20 protein-coding genes are annotated in these 20,686 nt (G+C 71.4%); 14 read left to right on the top strand and 6 right to left on the bottom strand.

All coding sequences use genetic code 11. The features are described from left to right. The first annotated feature begins 122 nt into the window (after positions 1–122). The 6 genes from HD593_RS58725 (at position 123) to HD593_RS58700 (ending at position 5,091) form a co-directional block, all read left to right on the top strand. Positions 123–1,277, top strand: coding sequence for a sensor histidine kinase (locus HD593_RS58725; RefSeq protein ID WP_185111453.1), 1,155 nt, complete (start codon positions 123–125; stop codon positions 1,275–1,277). Then, the gene (locus tag HD593_RS58720) at positions 1,274–1,936 is read left to right on the top strand and encodes a response regulator (protein ID WP_185111452.1); all 663 of its coding nucleotides are present in this window, start codon (positions 1,274–1,276) and stop codon (positions 1,934–1,936) included. Before HD593_RS58725 ends, HD593_RS58720 begins: the two co-directional genes overlap by 4 nt. Positions 1,937–1,981: 45 nt before the next feature. After that, entirely contained in the window at positions 1,982–2,581 is a 600-nt protein-coding gene (locus HD593_RS58715) for a sulfite oxidase-like oxidoreductase (protein WP_185111451.1), read from the top strand. 1 nt (position 2,582) lies between these two features. Beyond that, positions 2,583–3,308 carry a ferredoxin reductase gene (locus HD593_RS58710; protein ID WP_185111450.1) on the top strand — a complete coding sequence of 242 codons (726 nt, stop codon included), beginning with the start codon at positions 2,583–2,585 and terminating at the stop codon, positions 3,306–3,308. 1 nt (position 3,309) lies between these two features. Next, positions 3,310–3,573, top strand: coding sequence for a DUF6510 family protein (locus HD593_RS58705; protein WP_185111449.1), 264 nt, complete (start codon positions 3,310–3,312; stop codon positions 3,571–3,573). 114 nt (positions 3,574–3,687) lie between these two features. After that, positions 3,688–5,091, top strand: a complete 1,404-nt coding sequence (locus tag HD593_RS58700; protein WP_185111448.1) for an LCP family protein — start codon at positions 3,688–3,690, stop codon at positions 5,089–5,091. Here the strand turns inward: HD593_RS58700 and HD593_RS58695 are convergent, their stop codons facing one another. Together HD593_RS58695 and HD593_RS58690 are read right to left on the bottom strand one after the other, a co-directional pair. Continuing rightward, the gene (locus HD593_RS58695; RefSeq protein ID WP_185111447.1) at positions 5,092–5,658 is read right to left on the bottom strand and encodes an NADPH-dependent F420 reductase; all 567 of its coding nucleotides are present in this window, start codon (positions 5,656–5,658) and stop codon (positions 5,092–5,094) included. It abuts the gene before it with no gap. Positions 5,659–5,752: 94 nt separating this feature from the next. Then, complete coding sequence (locus HD593_RS58690) at positions 5,753–6,349, bottom strand: TetR/AcrR family transcriptional regulator (protein ID WP_185111446.1); 597 nt, start codon at positions 6,347–6,349, stop codon at positions 5,753–5,755. Positions 6,350–6,381: 32 nt separating this feature from the next. Between HD593_RS58690 and HD593_RS58685 the strand changes: the two genes are divergently transcribed. Continuing rightward, positions 6,382–7,698 (top strand): cytochrome P450, encoded by a 1,317-nt coding sequence (locus tag HD593_RS58685; protein WP_312904415.1) that lies wholly within the window; start codon positions 6,382–6,384, stop codon positions 7,696–7,698. On the opposite strand, the gene HD593_RS64930 is transcribed toward HD593_RS58685, so the two are convergent. Next, complete coding sequence (locus HD593_RS64930) at positions 7,661–7,831, bottom strand: DUF3073 domain-containing protein (RefSeq protein WP_185111444.1); 171 nt, start codon at positions 7,829–7,831, stop codon at positions 7,661–7,663. The two genes, HD593_RS58685 and HD593_RS64930, sit on opposite strands and share 38 nt — an antisense overlap. An 86-nt stretch (positions 7,832–7,917) precedes the next feature. Here HD593_RS64930 and HD593_RS58675 point away from each other — a divergent pair, with 86 nt between their 5' ends. Continuing rightward, the gene (locus HD593_RS58675) at positions 7,918–8,250 is read left to right on the top strand and encodes an ArsR/SmtB family transcription factor (protein ID WP_043615149.1); all 333 of its coding nucleotides are present in this window, start codon (positions 7,918–7,920) and stop codon (positions 8,248–8,250) included. Positions 8,251–8,266: 16 nt separating this feature from the next. On the opposite strand, the gene HD593_RS58670 is transcribed toward HD593_RS58675, so the two are convergent. Then, entirely contained in the window at positions 8,267–8,827 is a 561-nt protein-coding gene (locus HD593_RS58670) for a hypothetical protein (RefSeq protein ID WP_185111443.1), read from the bottom strand. 73 nt (positions 8,828–8,900) lie between these two features. Between HD593_RS58670 and HD593_RS58665 the strand changes: the two genes are divergently transcribed. Both HD593_RS58665 and HD593_RS58660 read left to right on the top strand, forming a co-directional pair. Continuing rightward, entirely contained in the window at positions 8,901–9,413 is a 513-nt protein-coding gene (locus HD593_RS58665; RefSeq protein WP_185111442.1) for a PadR family transcriptional regulator, read from the top strand. A gap of 10 nt (positions 9,414–9,423) precedes the next feature. Next, positions 9,424–10,302 (top strand): 1,4-dihydroxy-2-naphthoyl-CoA synthase, encoded by an 879-nt coding sequence (locus tag HD593_RS58660; RefSeq protein WP_185111441.1) that lies wholly within the window; start codon positions 9,424–9,426, stop codon positions 10,300–10,302. 15 nt (positions 10,303–10,317) lie between these two features. Here HD593_RS58660 and HD593_RS58655 read toward each other — a convergent pair whose 3' ends face one another. Continuing rightward, entirely contained in the window at positions 10,318–11,163 is an 846-nt protein-coding gene (locus HD593_RS58655) for a hypothetical protein (RefSeq protein WP_185111440.1), read from the bottom strand. Positions 11,164–11,273: 110 nt separating this feature from the next. Between HD593_RS58655 and HD593_RS58650 the strand changes: the two genes are divergently transcribed. Next, positions 11,274–12,188, top strand: a complete 915-nt coding sequence (locus tag HD593_RS58650) for an aminoglycoside phosphotransferase family protein (RefSeq protein WP_185111439.1) — start codon at positions 11,274–11,276, stop codon at positions 12,186–12,188. Here the strand turns inward: HD593_RS58650 and HD593_RS58645 are convergent. Beyond that, on the bottom strand, positions 12,178–13,089 hold the full coding sequence (locus HD593_RS58645; RefSeq protein ID WP_185112749.1) for an NADP-dependent oxidoreductase: 912 nt from the start codon (positions 13,087–13,089) through the stop codon (positions 12,178–12,180). The genes HD593_RS58650 and HD593_RS58645 overlap by 11 nt on opposite strands. A gap of 145 nt (positions 13,090–13,234) precedes the next feature. Here HD593_RS58645 and HD593_RS58640 point away from each other — a divergent pair, with 145 nt between their 5' ends. The 3 genes from HD593_RS58640 to HD593_RS58630 are packed head-to-tail and all read left to right on the top strand — an operon-like array spanning position 13,235 to position 20,681. Continuing rightward, positions 13,235–13,786, top strand: coding sequence for an OB-fold-containig protein (locus tag HD593_RS58640; RefSeq protein ID WP_185111438.1), 552 nt, complete (start codon positions 13,235–13,237; stop codon positions 13,784–13,786). After that, positions 13,786–15,879, top strand: a complete 2,094-nt coding sequence (locus HD593_RS58635) for a flotillin family protein (protein WP_185111437.1) — start codon at positions 13,786–13,788, stop codon at positions 15,877–15,879. Before HD593_RS58640 ends, HD593_RS58635 begins: the two co-directional genes overlap by 1 nt. Beyond that, positions 15,876–20,681: a DNA repair ATPase gene (locus HD593_RS58630; RefSeq protein WP_185111436.1), complete on the top strand. Its 4,806-nt coding sequence runs from the start codon at positions 15,876–15,878 to the stop codon at positions 20,679–20,681. Before HD593_RS58635 ends, HD593_RS58630 begins: the two co-directional genes overlap by 4 nt. Positions 20,682–20,686: the final 5 nt, after the last annotated feature.

Below are 20,686 nucleotides of genomic sequence, written 5' to 3'. Positions count from 1 at the left end.
CGGGCGAATCCTGCCGCTACGACGCGGGACGCAGGAACGGGAGGCGTACTACGCCGGGAGTAGTAGCGACGTGCGCCCCCGCGCCGACGACCACCGCCCGGACCACCCTCTAATCTGCAGGAATGAGCTCTGTGCACGGATGGCGCTCCTTCGCCCTCGACGGCGCCCTGGCCGCCGTGGTGGCCGCCATGCTCTCGCTCACCGTGCTCACAGCCCCGGGCACGGGAGCCCTGGACCTGGCCGCGGTCCTCATCGGCTCGGCCGCGCTGCTGGCCTGGCGCCGGGCGCCCCTGGTGGCGCTGGCGATCAGCACGGTCAGCATGCTCGTGTACGCCACGCACGCGGAACCTGGCCCGCCCGCCGCCTTCCCCGTGCTGGTGTCGGTGTACGGCGCGGTCAGGGCCGGGCATCGGCTGCTCCCGGTGCTGGCCGGGGTGGTGTTCCTGGGCTCCAGCCTGGCGGGCAGCCTGGCCGGCGCGACCGGCGACGCGCAGCAGCAGCAGGTGCTCCAGAACACGACGCTGCTGCTCGGCTGGTTCCTGGCCGCCGGGGTGACGGGGACGGTGAGCATGCACCGGCAGGCGTACGTGGAGCAGGCCGAGCAGCGGGCCGCCGAGGCGGAGCGCACCCGCGAGGAGGTGGCCCGCCGCCGGGCCGGCGAGGAGCGGCTGCGCATCGCCAGGGAGCTGCACGACTCGCTCACCCACAGCATCTCGGTCATCAAGGTGCAGGCCGGCGTGGCGGTGCACCTGGCGCGCAAGCGCGGCGAGGAGGTGCCGGCGGCGCTGCTCGCCATCCAGGAGGCCAGCGGCGACGCCATGCGGGAGCTGCGCACCACGCTGGAGCTGCTGCGCGACACGGACGGCGAGCCCGGCGAGGAGGACTGCCCGAGCGGCCTGGCCCGGCTCGGCGACCTGGTGGAGCGGGCCCGCTCGATGGGGCTGCCCGCCACGGTGACCGTCTCGGGCGAGCGCAGGGAGCTGCCCGCCGAGGTGGACAGGGCCGCGTACCGGATCGTGCAGGAGGCGCTCACCAACGTCTCCAGGCACGCGGGCGCCGCCGCCGCGGCCGTGCGCATCGACTACGGCGGGGCGGAGCTGGTCGTGCAGGTGGACGACGACGGCGAGGCCAGCCCGGACGCCCCGCCCGTGCCCGGCGTGGGCCTGCTCGGCATGCGCGAGCGCGTCACCGCGCTCGGGGGCCGCCTGCTCGCCGAGCCCCGCACGGAAGGCGGTTTCACCGTACGCGCCGAGCTCCCCGTGGGAGGGCCCTCATGATCCGAGTCCTGCTGGTGGACGACCAGGCGCTCATCCGCGGCGGCTTCCGCGCCCTGCTGGAGGCCGAGGACGACATCGAGGTCGTGGCCGAGGCCTCGAACGGCGAGCAGGCCCTCGCGCTCGCCCTCGAACACCTCCCCGACGTGGCCCTGGTCGATGTCCAGATGCCCGTGATGGACGGCATCGAGGCGACCCGCCGCATCGCCGCCGACGAGCGGCTGAGCGGCGTGCACGTGGTGATCCTGACCAACTTCGGCCTCGACGAGTACGTCTTCAACGCCCTCCGGGCGGGCGCCGGCGGCTTCCTGGTCAAGGACACCGAGCCGGCGGACCTGTTGCAGGGCGTCAGGGTGGCGGCCAGGGGCGACGCGCTGCTGTCGCCCGCGATCACCCGCCGCCTGATCGGCGAGTACGTGGCCCGCCGCCCCGAGCCGGAGCCCGCGGGGCTGGACGTGCTCACCAACCGGGAGCGCGAGGTGGCCGCCCTGGTGGCCCGCGGCCTGTCCAACGACGAGATCGCCGCGCACATGGTGATCAGCCCGATGACGGCGAAGACGCACGTCAGCAGGGCGATGACGAAGTTGCGTGCCCGCGACCGCGCCCAGCTCGTGGTCTTCGCCTACGAGTCGGGCCTGGTGGTCCCGCGGGCGGGTCGTTGACCGTGGCGAAACGGGCCCGTGGTGAAATGGCCTCAGGAGGGGTCCATGAGCATCATTTCCCGCGGTTTCCGAGGAAAGCGCAGAGACGACGGCGGCCGGGTGCCGCCGGGCCAGTACCTGGTCGACGACTTCCCGGTGCTGTCGGCGGGCCCGACGCCGCGGGTGCCGCTCGACCGGTGGGAGTTCGCCATCGACACCGAGGCGGAGCAGACCCACCGCTGGTCGTGGCAGGAGTTCATGGCGCTGCCGAGCGAGACTCCCACCGTCGACATCCACTGCGTCACCAAGTGGTCGAAGCTGGACACCTCGTGGGAGGGCGTCTCGCTCGACGTGCTCTTCGAGGACGTCGAGACCGCCGCCGAGTACGCGCTGGTCTACTCCTACGGCGGCTACACCACGAACCTGCCGCTGGAGGACCTGCTCGACGGCAAGGCGTGGATCGTGCACCGCTTCGACGGCGAGGAGCTGGAGCCGCGCCACGGCGGCCCGGCCCGGCTGATCGTGCCGCACCTGTACTTCTGGAAGTCGGCCAAGTGGGTGCGCGGCATCCGGCTGCTGAACGAGGACTGGCCCGGCTTCTGGGAGACCGCCGGCTACCACAACTACGGCGACCCGTGGCGCGAGCAGCGTTACGAGGGCGACTAGGGTGCGCCGCCTGACGTGGCGGCCGGCCGAGCTGGTGGAGGGCTCCGCCGAGACCGCGACCGCCCGTACGCTGCGGTTCCGGGTGCCGGGCTGGCCGGGGCACCTGGCGGGCCAGCACGTGGACGTGCGGCTGACGGCCGAGGACGGCTACACGGCGCAGCGCAGCTACTCGATGGCCGCGCCCGCCGACGGCGACCTGGTCGAGCTGACCGTGGAGACGGTGGCCGACGGCGAGGTGTCGCCGTACCTGACGGAGGAGCTGCGGGCCGGCGACCAGGTCGAGCTGCGCGGCCCGGTGGGCGGCTGGTTCGTGTGGCGGCCGGAGAGCAAGGCGCCGGTGCTGCTGGTGGGCGGCGGCTCGGGCATCGTGCCGCTGATGGCCATGATCAGGGAGCGCAGGAAGGCGGGCAGCCGGGTGCCGTTCCGCCTGCTGTACTCGGTGCGCGACCCGGAGCGGCGCTACTACGCCGAGGAGCTGCGCAGGCCCGATCCCGGGCTCGACATCACCTACCTCTACACGAGGTCGGCGCCGGACGGCGTGTCCAGGCCCGCGCGCCGCATCATGCTGGACGACCTGGCCGAGGGCGGCTGGCCGGCCACGTTCGAGCCCGACTGCTACGTGTGCGGGCCGACGGGGTTCGTGGAGGCGGCGGCCGACCTGCTGCTCGCGCTCGGGCACGCGCCCGAGCGCATCAGAACCGAACGTTTCGGTCCCACCGGAGGCTGACATGACCGAGCACCTGGACGGCAACGCCCTGGCGGGCCCGCTGGGCGAGATCTTCGCCGTGGACGTGACCTCCGCGACGGGCCGCTGCGCGAGCTGCGGCCTGACCGGCCCCGTCGCCGCGCTGCGCGTGTACGGCCCCGACCCGGGCCTGGTCGCCCGCTGCCCCGGCTGCGAGGAGGTCGTGCTCCGGCTGGTCCGCGGCCCCGGCACGGCCTGGCTCGACCTGCGCGGCACGGTGTCGCTGCGGGTGAACTTGCCCGACTGAGGACACAGCTCCCCGTCTGACTGAGTACACTCAGGCTCGATCAACGGCCGAGATCTGTACGGCGAGGCTCTTGGCCATGGGCGGCGGCCCGCGGCCCCGTCCTGTTGGAGTCACGTGAGCAGCGGGCTTGCCGACGCGCCGCCCACCGAGCCCGGCGCGCCGCCGCGGCGGCGACGCCGCTGGCTGCGCTGGGTGATCGCGGTCGCGGTGACCGTCGTCCTCCTCGTCACCGGCGTGGCCGTCGGCGTGTACGCGCGCCTGACCGGCAACATCGAGCACGAGGACGTCACCGCCGAGGACCTGGGCGCCACCCGCCCGCCCAAGGTGGCCGGCACCGCCATGAACGTCCTGATCGTCGGCTCCGACCAGCGCAACGGCAAGAACGCGAAGTACGGCAGGGTCGCGGGCGAGCGCACCGACACGATCATGCTGGCGCACGTGTCGTCCAAGCGCGACAACGCCATGGTGATCAGCTTCCCGCGCGACTCGGTCGTCCAGCTCCCCGCCTGCCGGGCCACCAAGGGCCTGCCCGGCCAGCAGGCGCACGTCGGCATGATCAACGAGTCGTTCAACTCCGGCGGCATCGCCTGCACCTGGAAGACGATCGAGTCGCTGACCGGCATCCACATCGACCACTTCGTGAAGGTGGACTTCACCGGCTTCAAGGGCATCGTGAACGCCATCGGCGGCGTCGAGGTCTGCCTGCCCGAGGCGATCGACGACAAGAAGGCCCTGCTGCATCTGCCCGCCGGCAAGCAGACGCTCAACGGCGAGCAGGCGCTCGGCTACGTGCGCGCCCGCTACAGCCTCGGCGACGGCTCCGACATCGGGCGCATCCAGCGGCAGCAGATGTTCATCGCCTCCATGGTGAAGAAGGTGATGAGCGGCGAGACGCTCACCGACCCGGCCAAGCTGCTGGGCACCCTCGACGCCGCCACCCAGGCGATCACCACCGACCAGGGCCTGACCACCGGCGTGATGCGGGATCTGGCGGGCAGCCTTCAGGGCCTCGACATCAGCAAGATCCGCTTCATCACCACCCCGTGGCACTACTCCCTCACCCAGCCGGGCCGGGTGGAGTGGGTGCCCGACCAGTCCAAGCGGCTGTTCCAGATCGTGGCCAGGGACCAGAGCGTGGAGGGCGTCAAGGGCGGCCAGGCCAAGGTGGGCCGCTCGAAGATCCAGATCGAGCTGCGCAACGGCACCTGGCGCGGCGGCCTCGCCACGGAGGCCGCGGCCTTCCTCGAACAGCGCGGCTACCACATCGCCAAGATCGGCGACACGGCGAAGAAGCCGCAGGCGAGGACCACGATCGTCTACGGCCCGAACGGTGAGACCCGGGTGCCCACCCTCCGCAACGACCTCCAGGGCTCCACCACGCGGGCCATGCCCGCCGCCAGGACGAACCGGCTGATCCTGGTGATCGGGGACGACTGGAAGGGCCTCAAGCCGCTGCGTACGGACGACACGGAGGCGATGAAGGGCTTCGACGCCACCCACGACACCTGCGCGACCTGATCACAGCGCTTCCGAGAGACCGCCCCCGTCGATGGCGGTGAACCCGGCGTCCTCGATGAGCGGCACCACGGCCTTCTTGGCCTCGTCGTCGTCGCCCCAGTAGGGCATGTCGGCCCGCGCCCCGCCGCGCTGGCCCGCGATGCCCAGTTCGAGCAGCTCGTTGGGATACTTCGTGTTGAACGTGCGCACCAGGCGCACCTGTTCGCCCAGCACGTGCTGCTGATACTGGGGGCTGGTCAGCCCGCCGGGGACGGCCACCACCACGGCCGCGCCGTCGCGCTCGCCGATCGGGTTGCTCGGATCCACGACGATCTTGCCGGCGAGCGTGCCGTCCAGCTCCGCCACCACCGCGGGGAACGCCTCCCACCCGACCGCCATGATCACGACCTCGCCGAACCGCGCCGCCTGGCCGGGCCGCCCGCCCCTGGCCTGGCCGTCGGCGGCCCGGGCGGCGGCGGCCGCGCGGGCGGGATCGGCGTCGCTGAAGAACACGTCGTGGCCCGCCACCGCGAGCAGTCGGCCGAGGGGCGAACCCAGCCTTCCGGAACCCACGATTCCTACGCGCATGTCTTGATCTCCTCGTTCCCGGGGGATGTGCCCACAGCGGCGGGCGACATGCCTGGGTTCGCAGACCTTTGCCAGTTGATCAGGTGCCAGTTGATCAGGCGATGAGGGCGCCCAGGGTGGCAATGGCCTCGACGACCTCGCGGGCGTCGGGGGTGGACTCGGGGTCGAGCAGCCACTGCAACATCAGCCCGTCGGAGATCGCCACCACGACCGACACCAGCGTCTCGGGCCGGATCGGCAGCTCGACCCCCAGCTCGCCGCTCGCCCGCCGCAACATGTCGGCCCCGGCCGTGCGTGTCCTGGCGTACGCCTCGGTGAGCTTCTCCCGCAGCACCGGCGCGCGCAACGCCGCCGGATAGCCCTCGACGCACAGGATGAGCACGGGCCGCAACTCGTCGAAGACGTCCACCAGCTCGGCCATGGCCCGCTCCAGCATCTCCCTCGGGGAGCCGAGCTCGGTGGCGAACAGCGCGCGCTCCACCCGCTCCGTCCACTGGTCGAAGACGGCCGCGATGGCCTCGTTGAGCAGGGCGTCCTTGCCGCCGAAGTGATAGCCGATGGAGGCCAGGTTGGTGCCCGAGGCGGCGACCAGGTCTCGTGCCGTCGTGTGGGCGTAGCCCTTCTCCTGCAGGCAGCTCACCGCTCCCGCCAGCAGCCGTTCGCGGTATCCACCGGCGTCTGTTCGTGCCACGGTATTCATGCTACAGATGTATACGAGCGTCTATGACGTACGTACATTTATCCGGAGGTTCGAGGATGTTCCCACCTGGTCCGAAAATGCCCGCGCTGGCGCAGACGGCGTGGTTCATGGCCGACGCGCCGCGCGCGTTCGAGAGCTACCACCGCAGGTACGGGCCGATCTTCACGGTCCGCTACGCCGGATTCCCGCCCGAGGTCTACGTGACCACCGCCGATCTGGCCGAGCAGGTCTACCGCACCGACCAGAGCGGCGACAGCCGGGCCGGTGAGGCGCGTCGCGACTTCCTGGAGCACATGGTGGGCGCGCACTCGGTGCTCACGCTCGACGGGGAGCCGTGGTGGCGGCACCGCAAGGCGCTCAACCCGCCGCTGCGCGCCAAGCAGGTCGCCGGCTACCACGACGACATCGCGGCGATCGCCGCCGAGAAGATCGCGACCTGGCCGCTGGGCCGGCCGTTCGGGCTGCGCGACCGCGTGCAGGAGATCACGCTGGAGATCATCATCCGGCTGATCTTCGGGATCACGGACGCCGGGCGTGTCCGCCGGCTGCACGCGCTGCTGCCCGAGCTGATCGAGACCGGCGGCTCCATGCAGGTGGCGATGCTGCCCGAACGGGTGCGCGGGCTCGCGGCGCGGGCGCCGTTCCTGGCGTACGGCCGGTTCCTGCGGCTGCGGGCCGAGGTGGACGCCATCCTGTTCGAGGAGATCCGCCGGCGCCGCGCCGCCCCCGGCGGGGACGACGTGCTCGGCCGGCTGCTGGAGTCGGAGCTGGGCGACCAGGAGCTGCGCGACGAGCTGATCACCATGCTCATCGCCGGCCACGAGACGACCGCGACCGGCCTGGCCTGGGCCTTCGAGCGGATCCTGCGCATGCCCGAGGTGCTGCGGCGGCTGCCGGACGACGAGCCCTACCTGGACGCGGTGGTCAGGGAGGTGCTGCGGGTGCGCCCCGTCGTCTATGAGGCGCCGAGGCTGCTCGACGCCCCGCTACGGCTGGGCGGGTACGAGATCCCGGCCGGATGGTACGCCGGGCCGTACATCCCGCTCGTGCACCGTGACCCCGCCGCCTTCCCCGCGCCCGGGGAGTTTCGTCCCGAGCGCTTCCTGGACGGGCACCAGGGCAAGGCCTGGATGCCGTTCGGCGGCGGGCGGCGCTTCTGCGTCGGAGCGCAACTGGCGCTCCTCGAGATGCGCGTCATCATCCGCGAGGTGCTGCACCGCCTGGAGCTCACGGCGCCCGATCAGGCGCCGGAGGCCAGGCGGCTGAAGAACGTGACGCTCGCCCCCGCGAAGCTGACCCGCGTCATCGCCCGCGCTCGGACTCCTGCTCGGACGGCGTAGGCGGGTACATCTCCTCGCGTCGCTCGTCTGCGCCCAGCTCCTCGCGCAGCCGGTCGTAGTCGATGTTGTGGTTGGTGTACTTCAGCTGGCGAGCGACCTTCGTCTGCTTCGCCTTGGCTCTTCCTCGGCCCATGGCTACTCCCTAGTCCCCGCTGTCATGCTATCCAACAACATAGCGACTTGAAGAATTATGCAACTGCACTGGATTAGTCTGGCAATATGCACGTGGAGGTCTACCAGGCCAAGGCCGACTTCTTCCGAACGCTCGGCCACCCCGCTCGCATCCGAGTGTTGGAGCTACTCCAGGAAGGGCCGCTGCCCGTCAGGGACCTACTGGCCCAGATCGACATCGAGGCCTCGAGCCTCTCCCAGCAGCTCGCCGTCCTGCGCAGGGCGGGGATCGTGAGTGCGATCCGCGAGGGCAGCACCGTGGTCTACACCCTCGCCACGCCCGAGCTGGCCGATTTGCTGGGCGCCGCCCGGCGCATCCTCACCGACATGCTGGCCGATCAGGGGGAGCTGCTCGCCGAGCTGCGCGCCGAGGTGACATAATTCACACGTTCGAAAGTCAGCGCTCGCCGGCGAGGGCTCGCCGCACCCGCTTCGGATACCAGGCGGTGAACACGGCGGGCAGGGCGAACGAGAGCGCCTTGATGACGATGACCAGCGTGGTCGCGTGGGGCGCGGCGGAGAGCACGAGCGCCAGGGAGACCGCCGCGACGGTGAAGGCCGCTGCCCAGACCGCGGTGATGACCGCGTTGACGCGGTAGAACCCCGGGGCCTCCCAGACCTCCCTGGGCGCCATCGTGCGCGCGATGCCGAGCGTGAACGGCCTGCGGATGGCCAGCGAGCCCCAGGCCGTGCCGGCCAGCCACGCGTTGACCAGCGCCGGCCCGTACGGCGTGAGCGGCGAGTCCGGCGCCACCAGCGAGAACACCGTGAGGCAGGCGAAGAAGACCGCGGCACTCGTCTCGATCACGATCTCGTCCCAGCCTCTGCCCGCCCTGCGGTCCACGGTCACGAGCACGGCGGCGATGGCGAGACCGGTGATGGCACCCCAGCGCCACTCGTCGCCGGTGGCGACGAACGCGTAGACGATCCAGGGCAGAAAACCGAGCAGGCCGCGCATGGAGTTCCTTCGATATTCCTATAGTGACATGTCGAAACTAGAACCTCCTGTTGAGATATGTCAACATAGGAACATGAGCCTTCGACACGCCGTGCTGGGACTGCTCTCCGAGGGGCCCGCGAGCGGATACGACCTGCTGAAGACGTTCGACGTCTCGCTCGCCAACGTCTGGCCGGCCACGCAGAGCCAGCTCTACTCCGAGCTCGGCAAGCTGGCCGGCGCGGGGCTCGTGGACGTGGTCTCGGAGGGCCCGCGGGGCCGCAAGGAGTACGCGATCACCGAGGAGGGCCTGGCCGAGCTGCGGCGCTGGGTCACCGAGGTGGAGCCGACCCAGGTCGTGCGCAGCGACATGCTGCTGCGGGTCTTCTTCCTCGCCCAGGTCTCGCCCGAGCAGGCCCGCGACTACCTGCGCCGGCGGGCCGAGGAGGCGGCCAAGGACCTGGAGCACATCGAGAGCATCCGCGAGTTCGTCGAGAGCGGAACCGACAACCTCTCCGTGTACGGCCGCCTGGCCCTGGAGTACGGCCTGCGCCTGGCCAAGAGCCAGAAGGAGTGGGCCGAATGGGCCGGAGGGCGCATCCACTAGGCTCTCGGCCATGGTCTCCGAGCTGTTCGATCCCAAGGCGTGGCAGCCGGTCGAGGGATTCGACTTCACCGACATCACCTACCACCGGGCGGTGGACCAGGGCACCGTACGCGTCGCCTTCAACCGCCCGGAGGTCCGCAACGCCTTCCGCCCGCAGACGGTGGACGAGCTCTACCGCGCGCTCGACCACGCCCGGCAGACCACCGACGTCGGCTGCGTGCTGCTGACCGGCAACGGGCCGTCGCCCAAGGACGGCGGCTGGGCGTTCTGCTCCGGCGGCGACCAGCGCATCAGGGGCAAGGACGGCTACCAGTACGCCGACGGCACGCCCGCCACCGGGCGGCTGCACATCCTGGAGGTGCAGCGGCTCATCCGGTTCATGCCCAAGGTGGTGATCTGCGTGGTCCCGGGCTGGGCCGCCGGCGGCGGGCACAGCCTGCACGTCGTGGCCGACCTGACGATCGCCAGCGCCGAGCACGCCCGGTTCAAGCAGACCGACGCCGACGTGGCCAGCTTCGACGGCGGGTTCGGGTCGGCGTACCTGGCGCGGCAGGTCGGGCAGAAGTTCGCCCGCGAGATCTTCTTCCTCGGCGACACCTACACGGCGGCCGACGCGCACCGGATGGGCATGGTCAACGCCGTGGTGCCGCACGAGGAGCTGGAGAGCACGGCGCTGGAGTGGGCCCGCAAGGTCAACGGCAAGTCGCCGACCGCGCAGCGGATGCTCAAGTTCGCCTTCAACGCCGTCGACGACGGGCTGGTGGGGCAGCAGGTGTTCGCCGGTGAGGCCACGCGGCTGGCGTACATGACGGAGGAGGCCGCGGAGGGGCGCGACTCGTTCCTGGAGAAGCGCGAGCCCGACTGGTCGCCGTTCCCCTGGCACTACTAGCCACTACCGGCGAGGTCAGGCGCAGGCGTTCCCGATGGGCCCTGCGACGGTGCGGTGGCGCAGGTAGCGGTCGATGGCGTGCGGGGTGTCGCGGTTCTCGACCTCGATCTGGCTCAGCGGCGTCCCCCACCCGCTCTCCAGCGGGTGGCCGAGCGCCACGATGTCGTTCACGTCGTACGTGGTCAGCCACCGCACGCCCGGATGCCGGGTGCCCTTGGCCAGCAGGTTGCGCTGGATCGTGGGCAGCCCGAGCGGCGAGCCGGCCGTCACCCAGAACACCACCCGCCGGCGGACGGTCTCGTCCACGAGCAGGTCCCTGGCCACCACCGTCCCCAGGCTGTGCGAGACGAGCACGAGGTCGCCGGAGGCCGGGAGCAGGCGGCGCACCTCGTCCAGCACCGGCTTGCGACCGTGGCTGAGGTAGACGGCGACGTCCTGGAGGAAGACCTTGATGATCTCCTTGTCCACGCTGGTGTTCTTGGAGACCCAGGTGAGCAGGCGCCGGGCCAGCGTCCAGGACAGCAGGTCGGAGATGCCGGCCAGCTCCGGCTGCACGCCGCCGGTGGTCGCGGCCAGGTCGGCGAGCAGCAGCCGCTCCAGCTCGCCGACGTCCTCGGGCAGGAAGGGGTGGAACGGCATCTCCTCGCCGCCGTCGGCGGGCAGCTCCACGAGCTCCGACTCCTTGGCCGCGTGGGCGGTGACCCGGTGCAAAACGTTGCCGTAGTACGGCAGCACGCAGGGCATGGCCAGCCTGGGCACGCCCAGCCCCGCGGCCAGCGCGGTGCACCATTCGCTCCGCAGGGCCTCCGGGTCCTTGCCTTCCTGACCCCGCCCGTGGATGAACACGATCGTCGCCGCCATGGCCGGCCTCCCTGCATCGGGCCGTCAGCGTAGGCACGGCCCTTCTCTCCGCGCCCCAGGGTTCGCATAGGGGGAAGCCCTAGACCTGCCGCCCTTGGCAGACTGGGGTCATGAGGATCAAGGTGCCCGAGGCCCTGACCGAGTCACACCTGAGGTACGAGCGGGACGCCGGGCGGGCCTGGAACGCCGGGCTGCCCGCCCTGGCCGAACGCTTTCTCGACGAGTGGAACCTGCGGCTGGACGGCGAGCCGAGCCACGGGATCGTCGCGCTGGTGCTGCCCGTGCTCCGCGCCGACGGCACCCCAGCCGCGCTCAAGCTGCAGCCCGTGACCAGCGAGACCGCGGACGAGGCCAAGGCCCTGCGCACCTGGGCGGGCGACGGCTCGGTGCTGCTGCTCGACGCCGACCCGGACACCGGCACCATGCTGCTCGAACGGCTGGCCCCCGGCCGGTCCCTGTCCGGCGTGCCCGACGTCCTGGAGTCCCTGGAAGTGCTGACCGGCCTGCTGCGCCGCCTGTCGGCCCACCCGGCCCCCGAGGGCCTGCGCCTGCTCGGCGACCTGGCGCGGGACATGCTGGACGGCGTGGACGACGCCGTCGCCAAGGTCTACACCGAGCGCGACCGCTACTGGCTGCGCTGGTGCGCGGGGGCGGTCGCCGAGCTGGTCTCCGAGCCCGGCGACCGCCTGCTGCACTGGGACCTGCACTACGACAACGTGCTGGCGGGCGAGCGCGAGCCGTGGCTGGCCATCGACCCCAAGCCGCTGGCGGGCGACCCGGGGTTCGAGCTGCTGCCCGCGCTGTGGAACCGGTGGGACGAGATGATCGCGAGCGGCGACGTGCCGCGCGCGGTGCTGCGGCGCTTCGACTTCATGGTGGACGCCCTCGGCCTCGACCCGCGGCGCGCGGCCGGCTGGACGCTCGGCCGGGTCCTGCAGAACTGCCTGTGGGACGTGGCCGGCGGCGACCGCCTGCTCTCCGAGGTCCTGATCCGGATCGCGGAGGCCGTACGCGCTAGATGGTGATGACGATCTTGCCCTGGCCGTGGCCGGTCTCGATCTCCCGGTGCGCGTCCGCGGCCTCCTCCAGCCGGTACGTCCTGCGCACCGGGAACGTGAAGGCGCCCTCGGCGTACAGGGCCGCGTAACGCCCGAGCCGCTCGGCCGAGCGGTCGCCCTGGACCAGGCGGACACCGAGTTCCGCGGCCCTGCCGTGCTCGACCAGCGTGACGATGCGGGCGCGGTCGGGTACCAGCTCCATCGAGACCTCCAGCGCGTGCCCGCCCGCCCCGTCCAGGGCCGCGTCCACGCCGCCGGGTGCGAGGGCGCGCACCCGGTCGGCCAGGCCCTCGCCGTAGACGACGGGGATGGCGCCCAGCGCGCGCAGGTAGTCGTGGTTCACCTCGCGGGCGGTGCCGATCACGGTGGCCCCGCGCCTCCTGGCGATCTGCACGGCGGCCGTGCCCACCGAGCCGGCCGCGCCGTGCACGAGCAGCGTCTCGCCCTCGGCCAGGCCCAGCCCGTCGATGGCCAGCTCGGCCGTCTGCACGCCCGCGGTCAGCCCGCCGGCCACCTCCCACGGCAGGCCCGCGGGCTTGGCCGTCACGTTGGCGGCGGGCACCACGACGTACTCGGCGTAGCCGGACAGCGCCGTGAACCCGAGCACCTCCGCCCCGACGGCCACCCCGGTCACGTCCTCCCCCACCTGGTCCACCACGCCCGCGAACTCGTTGCCCGGGATGCGCGGGTACGCCACCTCGCCCAGGTACGGCGGCAGCCACCCGGCCCGTACGGCGGCGTCGAACGGCTGCACCCCGGCCGCGCGCACGCGTACCCGCACCTGCCCGGGGCCCGCCTGGGGCGCGGGCAGCTCCATCACCTTCAGCACTTCGGGGCCGCCGGGTTCGGCGAACGCCGCCGCTCTCATCACTTCGCTCATGCCGGCCAGCCTGCTACCTCAACCACACTTGAGGTCAAGACACCTACCGTTTCGGGAACTTTCTTCTTTAGCAGGGCTTTATCTGTATATAGTCCGACAGGACACACAGGGGGACTTGTAGTACCGAGGCGGGATGACCGACTTCTTCACCATCGCACTGAGCTTTCCGACTGTCATTTTCAGCTTCCTTCTCGTGGTGGTCGCCGTCTATTGGCTGACCGTCATCACCGGCCTCTTCGAGGCGGATGACGACGCCACGTGGCTGGGCCTCGGGGGAGTCCCGGCGGGGGTCACGCTGTCGCTGCTCATCGCGCTGGCCTGGCTGCTCTGCCTGATCGGCAGCGTGCTCGCGCCGGCCGGCGCGCTCATCGCCGTGCCCTTCGCCGCGGTGGCCCTGGCCTGGCTGGCCGTACGCGGCCTGCTCACGCCGCTACGCAGGCTGTTCCCCGACGGGGACACGCGCTCGCGCGGCGACTTCGTCGGCCAGATGTGCGTGATCCGCACCGGCACGGCCACCCCGGACTTCGGCCAGGCCGAGGTCACCGCCGCCGACGGCTCGTCCGCGGTCGTGCAGGTCCGCACGACCGGCCAGGACCGCCTCGCACGCGGCGACAACGCACTCATCTTCGAATACGACAAAGACGGCGAATTCTTCTGGGTCATGCCGTACGAAAGTGGGCACTGATGGACGTCATCTCCACCGGCTTCGGAATTTTCCTGGCCGTCATCCTGGTCATCGTGATCGGTCTCGTCATCGTCATCGGCCGCCTTTTCCGCAAGGTCGAGCAGGGCAAGGCACTGATCGTGTCGAAGGTGAACAAGGTCGACGTGACGTTCACCGGCGCCGTGGTGCTGCCCGTGGTCCACAAGGCCGAGATCATGGACATCTCGGTCAAGACCATCGAGATCGAGCGGACCGGCCGCGAGGGGCTCATCTGCCGGGACAACATCAGGGCCGACATCAAGATCACGTTTTTCGTCCGCGTGAACAAGACCGCCGAGGATGTCATCAAGGTCGCCCAGGCCATCGGCACCGCCCGCGCCAGCGACGAGACCACGCTGCAGGAGCTGTTCAACGCGAAGTTCTCCGAGGCGCTCAAGACCGCCGGCAAGCACCTCGACTTCGTCGACCTCTACACCAAGCGCGACGAGTTCCGTGACGAGATCGTCCGCCTGATCGGCACCGACCTCAACGGCTACAGCCTCGAGGACGCCGCCATCGACTACCTGGAGCAGACCGCGCTGGCCCAGCTCGACAAGAGCAACATCCTCGACGCGCAGGGCATCCGCAAGATCACCGAGCTGACGGCGATCGAGCACGTGCGCACGAACGAGTTCCAGCGCAACGAGGAGAAGGAGATCACCCGCCAGAACGTGGACGCCCGCGAGGCCATCCTGGAGCTGGAGCGCCGCCAGGCCGACGCCGAGCTCAAGCAGCGCCGCGAGATCGAGACCGTCAAGGCGCGCGAGGAGGCCGAGATCGCCCGCGTCCAGGCCGAGGAGCGGCTGCGTGCCCAGGCCGCGCACATGAAGACCGACGAGCAGCTCGGCGTCCAGAACGAGAACCGGGCCCGCGAGATCGCCGTCGCCGAGAAGAACCGCGAGCGCGTGATCGCCATCGAGTCCGAGCGCATCGAGAAGGACCGGCTGCTGGAGGTCATCGCCCGCGAGCGGGAGACCGAGCTGTCGCGCATCGCCAAGGACAAGGAGGTCGAGACCGAGAAGCGGTCGATCGCCGAGGTCATCCGCGAGCGCATCGCGGTCGACAAGACCGTGGCCGAGCAGGAGGAGTCGATCAAGCGGCTGCGCGTGGTCGAGGAGGCCGAGCGCACCCGCCAGCAGGTGATCATCGCCGCCGAGGCCGAGGCCCAGGAGAACCTGGTCAAGGACATCAAGGCCGCCGAGGCTGCGGAGGCCGCCTCCAAGTTCAAGGCCCGCGAGGAGCTGGTGCTCGCCGAGGCGCGCCAGCAGGCCGCCGAGCTGGAGGCCAGGGCCAAGATGCGGCTGGCCGAGGGCGTCCAGGCCGAGTCCGCCGCCTCCGGCCTGGCGCAGGTGCAGGTCAAGGAGCGCGACGCCGAGGCCATCGAGAAGGTGGGCCGCGCCGAGGCGCTGGTGCTGAAGGAGAAGCTGGCCGCCGAGGCCGACGGGGCCAGGGCCATGGCGCTGGTCGAGGGCGACCGGCTCAAGGCGCAGGCCGAGGGCGAGCAGGCGATGGCCCTGGCCGGCGCCGCCGCCGTGGGCGAGAAGCTCAAGGCCGAGGCCGAGGGTCTGACCCAGAAGGCGGCCGCGATGGCCGCGCTGGACGAGGCCAGCAGGGCGCACGAGGAGTACCGCCTGCGCCTGGAGGCCGACAAGGAGATCAGGCTCAAGCACATCGACGTCAGCCGCCAGGTCGCCGAGTCGCAGGCCAGCGTGCTGGCGGCCGGGCTGGCCAAGGCCAACATCGACATCGTCGGCGGCGACACGATGTTCTTCGACAAGGTGGTCGGCTCGATCACCGCGGGCAAGGTGGTGGACGGCTTCGTGGACCACTCCCAGGTCGCCGGGGCGATCGTCTCGCCGTACGTCAACGGCCAGGCCAGCCTGGCGGCCGACCTCGCGAGCGTGGTCGGCGGCGTCAGCACCGAGGACCTGAAGAACCTGACCGTGTCCGCCCTGCTCATGCGGCTCATCCAGGACGGCGGCCCGCAGTCGGGGCCGCTCGGTGAGCTGCTGGAGACGGCCCGCAGGCTCGGCGTGGCCGACTCGCCGGTGGCGGCCCTGGCCGGCGCCAAGTGACCGTGGTTACGCCCGAGCTGGAGGCGGGGACGTACGAGGTCCTGCGCAACCGCCTCCAGGCCCAGGCCAAGGCCCTCGCGGCGGCGGCCGAGGCGGTCAACCAGGAGCGGCTGCGCGTCTTCGGCGGCGCGGAGCTGCGCCTGCTGGGCACCGAGCGGATCAGGACCGAGAACAACTGCGTCCCCAGGGACATCGTCTCCCTGGGCGACGTGATGCTCTTCGGCTACAACGTCTTCATCGGGCTCAAGCCGGAGACGACGGTGGCGGACGTGTTCGCCGTGCACCGCTTCTCCAGGGACGGCGACGCCTTCCGGTTCGACGCCGACAAGCTGGAGGCGCTGGACGACCAGGCGTTCAGGAAGGACTTCGCCGAGCTCTACCGCTACTACAAGGAGACCAGGCTCCAGCAGTTGCGGCGGGTCGAGGGCAAGCTGCTGGCCGTGTTCCAGACCGGGCCGGCGGACACGCGGGTGCTGCGCTGGACGGTCAGCAACGGTGGGGTCCCGAAATATCAGGACAATCGCGGGGAGCGGGACCACACGTTCCCCCCGTCCCACGACTTCGAGTGGACGCCCACCACCCGCGACGACCACGTGCTCGGCCGCCACCCGCACATCTCCATCGGTGGCGAGGTCTTCGTCGAGACCGTCGGCGGCGACCTCACCATCAAGATCGAGGACAACACGGAGACCGGCGCCGGCATCTACTCCGAGCCGGTCGCCGAGCCGCTGCAGAGCCTGGCGGACGCCGACGTCGAGTACGCCCGCGTGGGGCCGCTGATCCTCATGCGGATCCGGCCGTACAAGGAGAGCGACTGGCGGCACCTGGTCTTCAACATCCGCACCAGGGCGGTCGTCCGGCTCGACGGCATCGGGCAGGCCTGCCAGCGGCTGCCCGAGGACCAGGGGCTGATCTTCCCCGGCGGCTACTACCTGGCCACGGGGGTCAGCAAGACGTTCGACACGGACGTGACGGACCTGGAGTTCGAGCGGGTCGTGCGCTCCCCCAACGGCGAGGACGTCCTGTACGTCTTCCACGCCAGGGGCGACGGGCGGTCGCTGCTGCTGCCGTACAACGTGATCAGGAAGGAGGTGGCCACCCCCATCGTCTGCCACGGGTACTCGCTGTTCGACGACGGCACAATGGTGGTCTTCCGCGCCACCTCCGAGGAGCCGACCCGGGTGCACCCGATGCAGGTGTGGCAGACGCCGTACGTGTCGGACACCTACGCCGCCGCCCAGCCCACCGGCACGGGGCCGCTGGAGCGGATCGGCAACGCCGAGCTCGTCCGGGGCATCTCCGACTGCCTGTCCGTGGCGCGCATGGTCGAGGAGATGGCGCCGTCGGCCGGCACGTTCGAGGGCCTGATCGCCGCCTGCACGCGGGCGTTCGACTCCTACCACTGGCTCGGCGAGCACGGGCTGCGCGGGCCGCTCGCCGACGTGCGCGCCACCGCCGAGCAGGTGCTCGACGAGTACGAGAACGTCGAGCAGCTCACCCGCCAGGCCGCGCAGAGCCTGGCCACGGCCACGGAGGAGACCACCCAGCTCGTCCGCCGCGCCAGGGCCGACGACCCGGCCACCGCCGACGCCTGGGTCACCCTGCTGGCCACGCTCCGCCGCGCCCAGGGGCACCTGGTGACGCTGCGCGAGGTCCGCTACATCGACCTCTCCTCCCTGGACTCGCTGGCCGCGTCCGTGCGGGAGGAGCTGGATGCGGCGGGCAGGCGGGCGGTGACGTTCCTGTCGGGCCAGGACGCGTTCACCGCCTACCACGCGGCCGTCGAGGCGCTGGCCGCCGAGGCCGCCGCGATCGGCACCGTGGCCGAGGCCGAGCCCGTCGCCGACCGGCTGGCCGAGCAGGCCGAGGGGCTGGAGGTGGTCACCGAGGTCGTCGGGTCGCTGGACATCGCCGACGCCACCGTCCGCACCTCGATCCTGGGCCGCATCGCCGAGGTGCTGGGCGGCGTGAACCGGGCCAGGGCCGTGCTCGACGGGCGGCGGCGGGAGCTGCTCGGCTCGGAGGGGCGCGCCGCGTTCGCCGCCGAGTTCGCACTGCTGGGGCAGGCCGTCACGGGCGCGCTGGCGATGGCCGACACGCCGGAGAAGTGCGACGAGCAGCTCGGGCGGCTGATGCTGCAGGTCGAGAACCTGGAGTCCCGCTTCGGCGAGTTCGACGACTTCGCCGCGCAGCTCGCCGCCAAGCGGGACGACGTCTACGAGGCGTTCTCGGCCCGCAAGCAGACCCAGCTCGACGACCTCGCCCGCCGCGCCGACCGCGTCTTCGCCTCCGCCGAGCGCATCCTCGGCAGCATCACCAGGCGGCTGGGGACGCTGTCCTCGCTGGACGAGGTCAACACGTACTTCGCGACCGACCCGATGGTGGCCAAGGTCCGCTCCGCCGCCGCCGACCTGCGGGGGCTGGGCGACGCCGTACGGGCCGAGGAGCTCGACGGCAGGGTGAAGGCGGCCCAGCAGGAGGCCGGGCGGGCGCTGCGGGACCGCCTCGACCTCTTCTCCGACGGCGGCGAGACCCTGCGACTGGGCCACCACCGCTTCGCCGTCAACACCCAGCCGATCGATCTGACGCTGGTGCCGCACGACGGGCAGATGAACTTCGCGATCACCGGCACCGACTACCGGGCGCCCGTGCCCGCCTCCTTCGACGACACCCGGCCCTTCTGGGACCAGGTGCTGGTCTCCGAGACCGCGGACGTCTACCGGGGCGAGCACCTGGCCGTCTCGCTGCTCGACTCGGTGACGGCGGGGACGCCGCTGGAGGAGCTGGTCCGCCGGGCCGCCGAGGAGCGCTACGACGAGGGGTACGAGCGCGGCGTGCACGACCACGACGCCACGCTCCTCCTGGACACGCTGGTGCGGCTGCGGGAGGGGGCCGGGCTGCTGCGCTACCCCGCCGCGACCAGGGCCGCGGCCCAGCTCTTCTGGGCGTTCGGGACGGACGAGGTTTCACGTAAAACATTGGCCGCCCGGGCCGCGTCGCTGGTCAGAGCCCGCACGATCTTCGGTATCACGCCCGCCCTGGGCTCGCTCGCCGACGAGCTGGACAGGTCGATCGCCGCGTTCCTGCCGGGCCTGGGCCTGCCCGCGGTGGACCTCGCCGGGGAGTACCTCGTCGAGGAGCTGGGCACCACGCCCACCGGCTTCGTCACCGCCAAGGCGGCCCTCGACCTCCTCGACGGCTTCCGGCACGCCCTCGGCCCGGTCAAGCTGCGCGAGTTCGAGGACGATCTCAAGGCGCTGCCCCTGCCCGAGCGCGTCCAGCTCGCCCAGGCCTGGCTCACCGCCTACCACCAGGGGCCCGAGGTGGCGGAGGCGCTGGCCGTACAGCTCTGCGACCACCTGCCCCGCCACGACTCCAGCGCCACCACCGAGGAGACCGTGGACGGCCTCCTCGGCGCCCACCCCAGGATCAAGGACCGCAAGCTGGAGATCCGCCTCGACGAGATCCTGCCCAGGACCCGGCACTTCGCCAGGGAACGGCTCCCGGCCTACCGCGCCTACCAGCGCCGCAGGAACGAGCTGGTCGAGGCCGAGCGGCGCCGGCTGCGCCTGGACGAGTACCGGCCGAAGGTCATGAGCGCCTTCGTACGCAACCGGCTGCTCGACGAGGTGTACCTGCCGCTGATCGGCGACAACCTGGCCAAGCAGCTCGGCGCGGCGGGGGCGGGCAAGCGTACCGACCAGATGGGCCTGCTCCTGCTCATCTCGCCGCCCGGCTACGGCAAGACGACGCTGATGGAGTACGTCGCCAGCCGCCTCGGCCTGGTCTTCGTCAAGGTCAACGGCCCCGCGCTGGGCCACGAGGTCACCTCGCTGGACCCGGCCGACGCGCCCGACGCGACCGCCAGGCAGGAGGTGGAGAAGATCTCGTTCGCGCTGGAGACGGGCAACAACACCCTGCTCTACCTGGACGACATCCAGCACACCTCGCCGGAGCTGCTGCAGAAGTTCATCTCGCTGTGCGACGCCCAGCGCCGCATCGAGGGCGTGTGGAACGGCCGCACCAGGACGTACGACCTGCGCGGCAAGCGGTTCGCGGTGTGCATGGCGGGCAACCCGTACACGGAGTCGGGGCAGCGCTTCCGCATCCCCGACATGCTGGCCAACCGCGCCGACGTGTGGAACCTGGGCGACGTGCTGTCGGGCAAGGAGGAGCTGTTCGCGCTGAGCTACGTGGACAACGCGCTCACCTCCAACCCCGTGCTCGCGCCGCTCTCCGGCCGCGACCGGTCCGACGTGGAGCTGCTCGTCCGGCTGGCGAAGGGCGACCCGGCCGTCCGCCCCGACCAGCTCAAGCACCCCTACACCAAGCCCGAGCTGGACCAGGTGCTCAGCGTCCTGGCCAAGCTGGTACGGGTGCAGGAGGTGGTGCTGGCCAACAACCGGGCCTACATCGCCTCCGCCGCCCAGTCCGACGCGGCCCGTACGGAGCCCCCGTACCGGCTGCAGGGCTCCTACCGGAACATGAACAAGCTGGCCGAGCGCATCGTGCCCGCCATGAACGACGACGAGCTGGAAGCGGTGATCGACGACCACTACCTGGGCGAGGCGCAGACCCTGACCTCCGACGCGGAGGCGAACCTGCTCAAGCTCGCCGAGCTGCGCGGCCGCCTGACCCCCGCCCAGGCGGAGCGCTGGGCGGCGGTCAAGGCGGCCTATCTCAAGGCCAAGGCCCTGGGCGGGGCCGAGGACGACCCGATGGTGCGGGCGGTGGGCGCGATCGGGCTGCTGGCCGACCGGGTGAGCGAGGTCGGCACGGCCATCAGGGACTCGGACCGCTGACCCGC

The sequence above is a fragment of the Nonomuraea rubra genome (assembly GCF_014207985.1).
Lineage (GTDB): Bacteria > Actinomycetota > Actinomycetes > Streptosporangiales > Streptosporangiaceae > Nonomuraea > Nonomuraea rubra.
The sequence above is the reverse complement of the archived record's forward strand: the minus strand, read 5'-3'. Positions and strand labels throughout refer to the sequence as shown.

Coding starts and splice junctions, on each gene's coding strand:
- HD593_RS58640 (WP_185111438.1), top strand. CDS start 13,235: ATGACCGACTTCTTCACCATCGCACTGAGCTTTCCGACTGTCATTTTC.
- HD593_RS58645 (WP_185112749.1), bottom strand. CDS start 13,089: ATGAGAGCGGCGGCGTTCGCCGAACCCGGCGGCCCCGAAGTGCTGAAG.
- HD593_RS58705 (WP_185111449.1), top strand. CDS start 3,310: ATGACCGAGCACCTGGACGGCAACGCCCTGGCGGGCCCGCTGGGCGAG.
- HD593_RS58720 (WP_185111452.1), top strand. CDS start 1,274: ATGATCCGAGTCCTGCTGGTGGACGACCAGGCGCTCATCCGCGGCGGC.
- HD593_RS58675 (WP_043615149.1), top strand. CDS start 7,918: ATGCACGTGGAGGTCTACCAGGCCAAGGCCGACTTCTTCCGAACGCTC.
- HD593_RS58665 (WP_185111442.1), top strand. CDS start 8,901: ATGAGCCTTCGACACGCCGTGCTGGGACTGCTCTCCGAGGGGCCCGCG.
- HD593_RS58655 (WP_185111440.1), bottom strand. CDS start 11,163: ATGGCGGCGACGATCGTGTTCATCCACGGGCGGGGTCAGGAAGGCAAG.
- HD593_RS58650 (WP_185111439.1), top strand. CDS start 11,274: ATGAGGATCAAGGTGCCCGAGGCCCTGACCGAGTCACACCTGAGGTAC.
- HD593_RS58660 (WP_185111441.1), top strand. CDS start 9,424: ATGGTCTCCGAGCTGTTCGATCCCAAGGCGTGGCAGCCGGTCGAGGGA.
- HD593_RS64930 (WP_185111444.1), bottom strand. CDS start 7,831: ATGGGCCGAGGAAGAGCCAAGGCGAAGCAGACGAAGGTCGCTCGCCAG.
- HD593_RS58685 (WP_312904415.1), top strand. CDS start 6,382: ATGACGTACGTACATTTATCCGGAGGTTCGAGGATGTTCCCACCTGGT.
- HD593_RS58695 (WP_185111447.1), bottom strand. CDS start 5,658: ATGCGCGTAGGAATCGTGGGTTCCGGAAGGCTGGGTTCGCCCCTCGGC.
- HD593_RS58725 (WP_185111453.1), top strand. CDS start 123: ATGAGCTCTGTGCACGGATGGCGCTCCTTCGCCCTCGACGGCGCCCTG.
- HD593_RS58635 (WP_185111437.1), top strand. CDS start 13,786: ATGGACGTCATCTCCACCGGCTTCGGAATTTTCCTGGCCGTCATCCTG.
- HD593_RS58715 (WP_185111451.1), top strand. CDS start 1,982: ATGAGCATCATTTCCCGCGGTTTCCGAGGAAAGCGCAGAGACGACGGC.
- HD593_RS58670 (WP_185111443.1), bottom strand. CDS start 8,827: ATGCGCGGCCTGCTCGGTTTTCTGCCCTGGATCGTCTACGCGTTCGTC.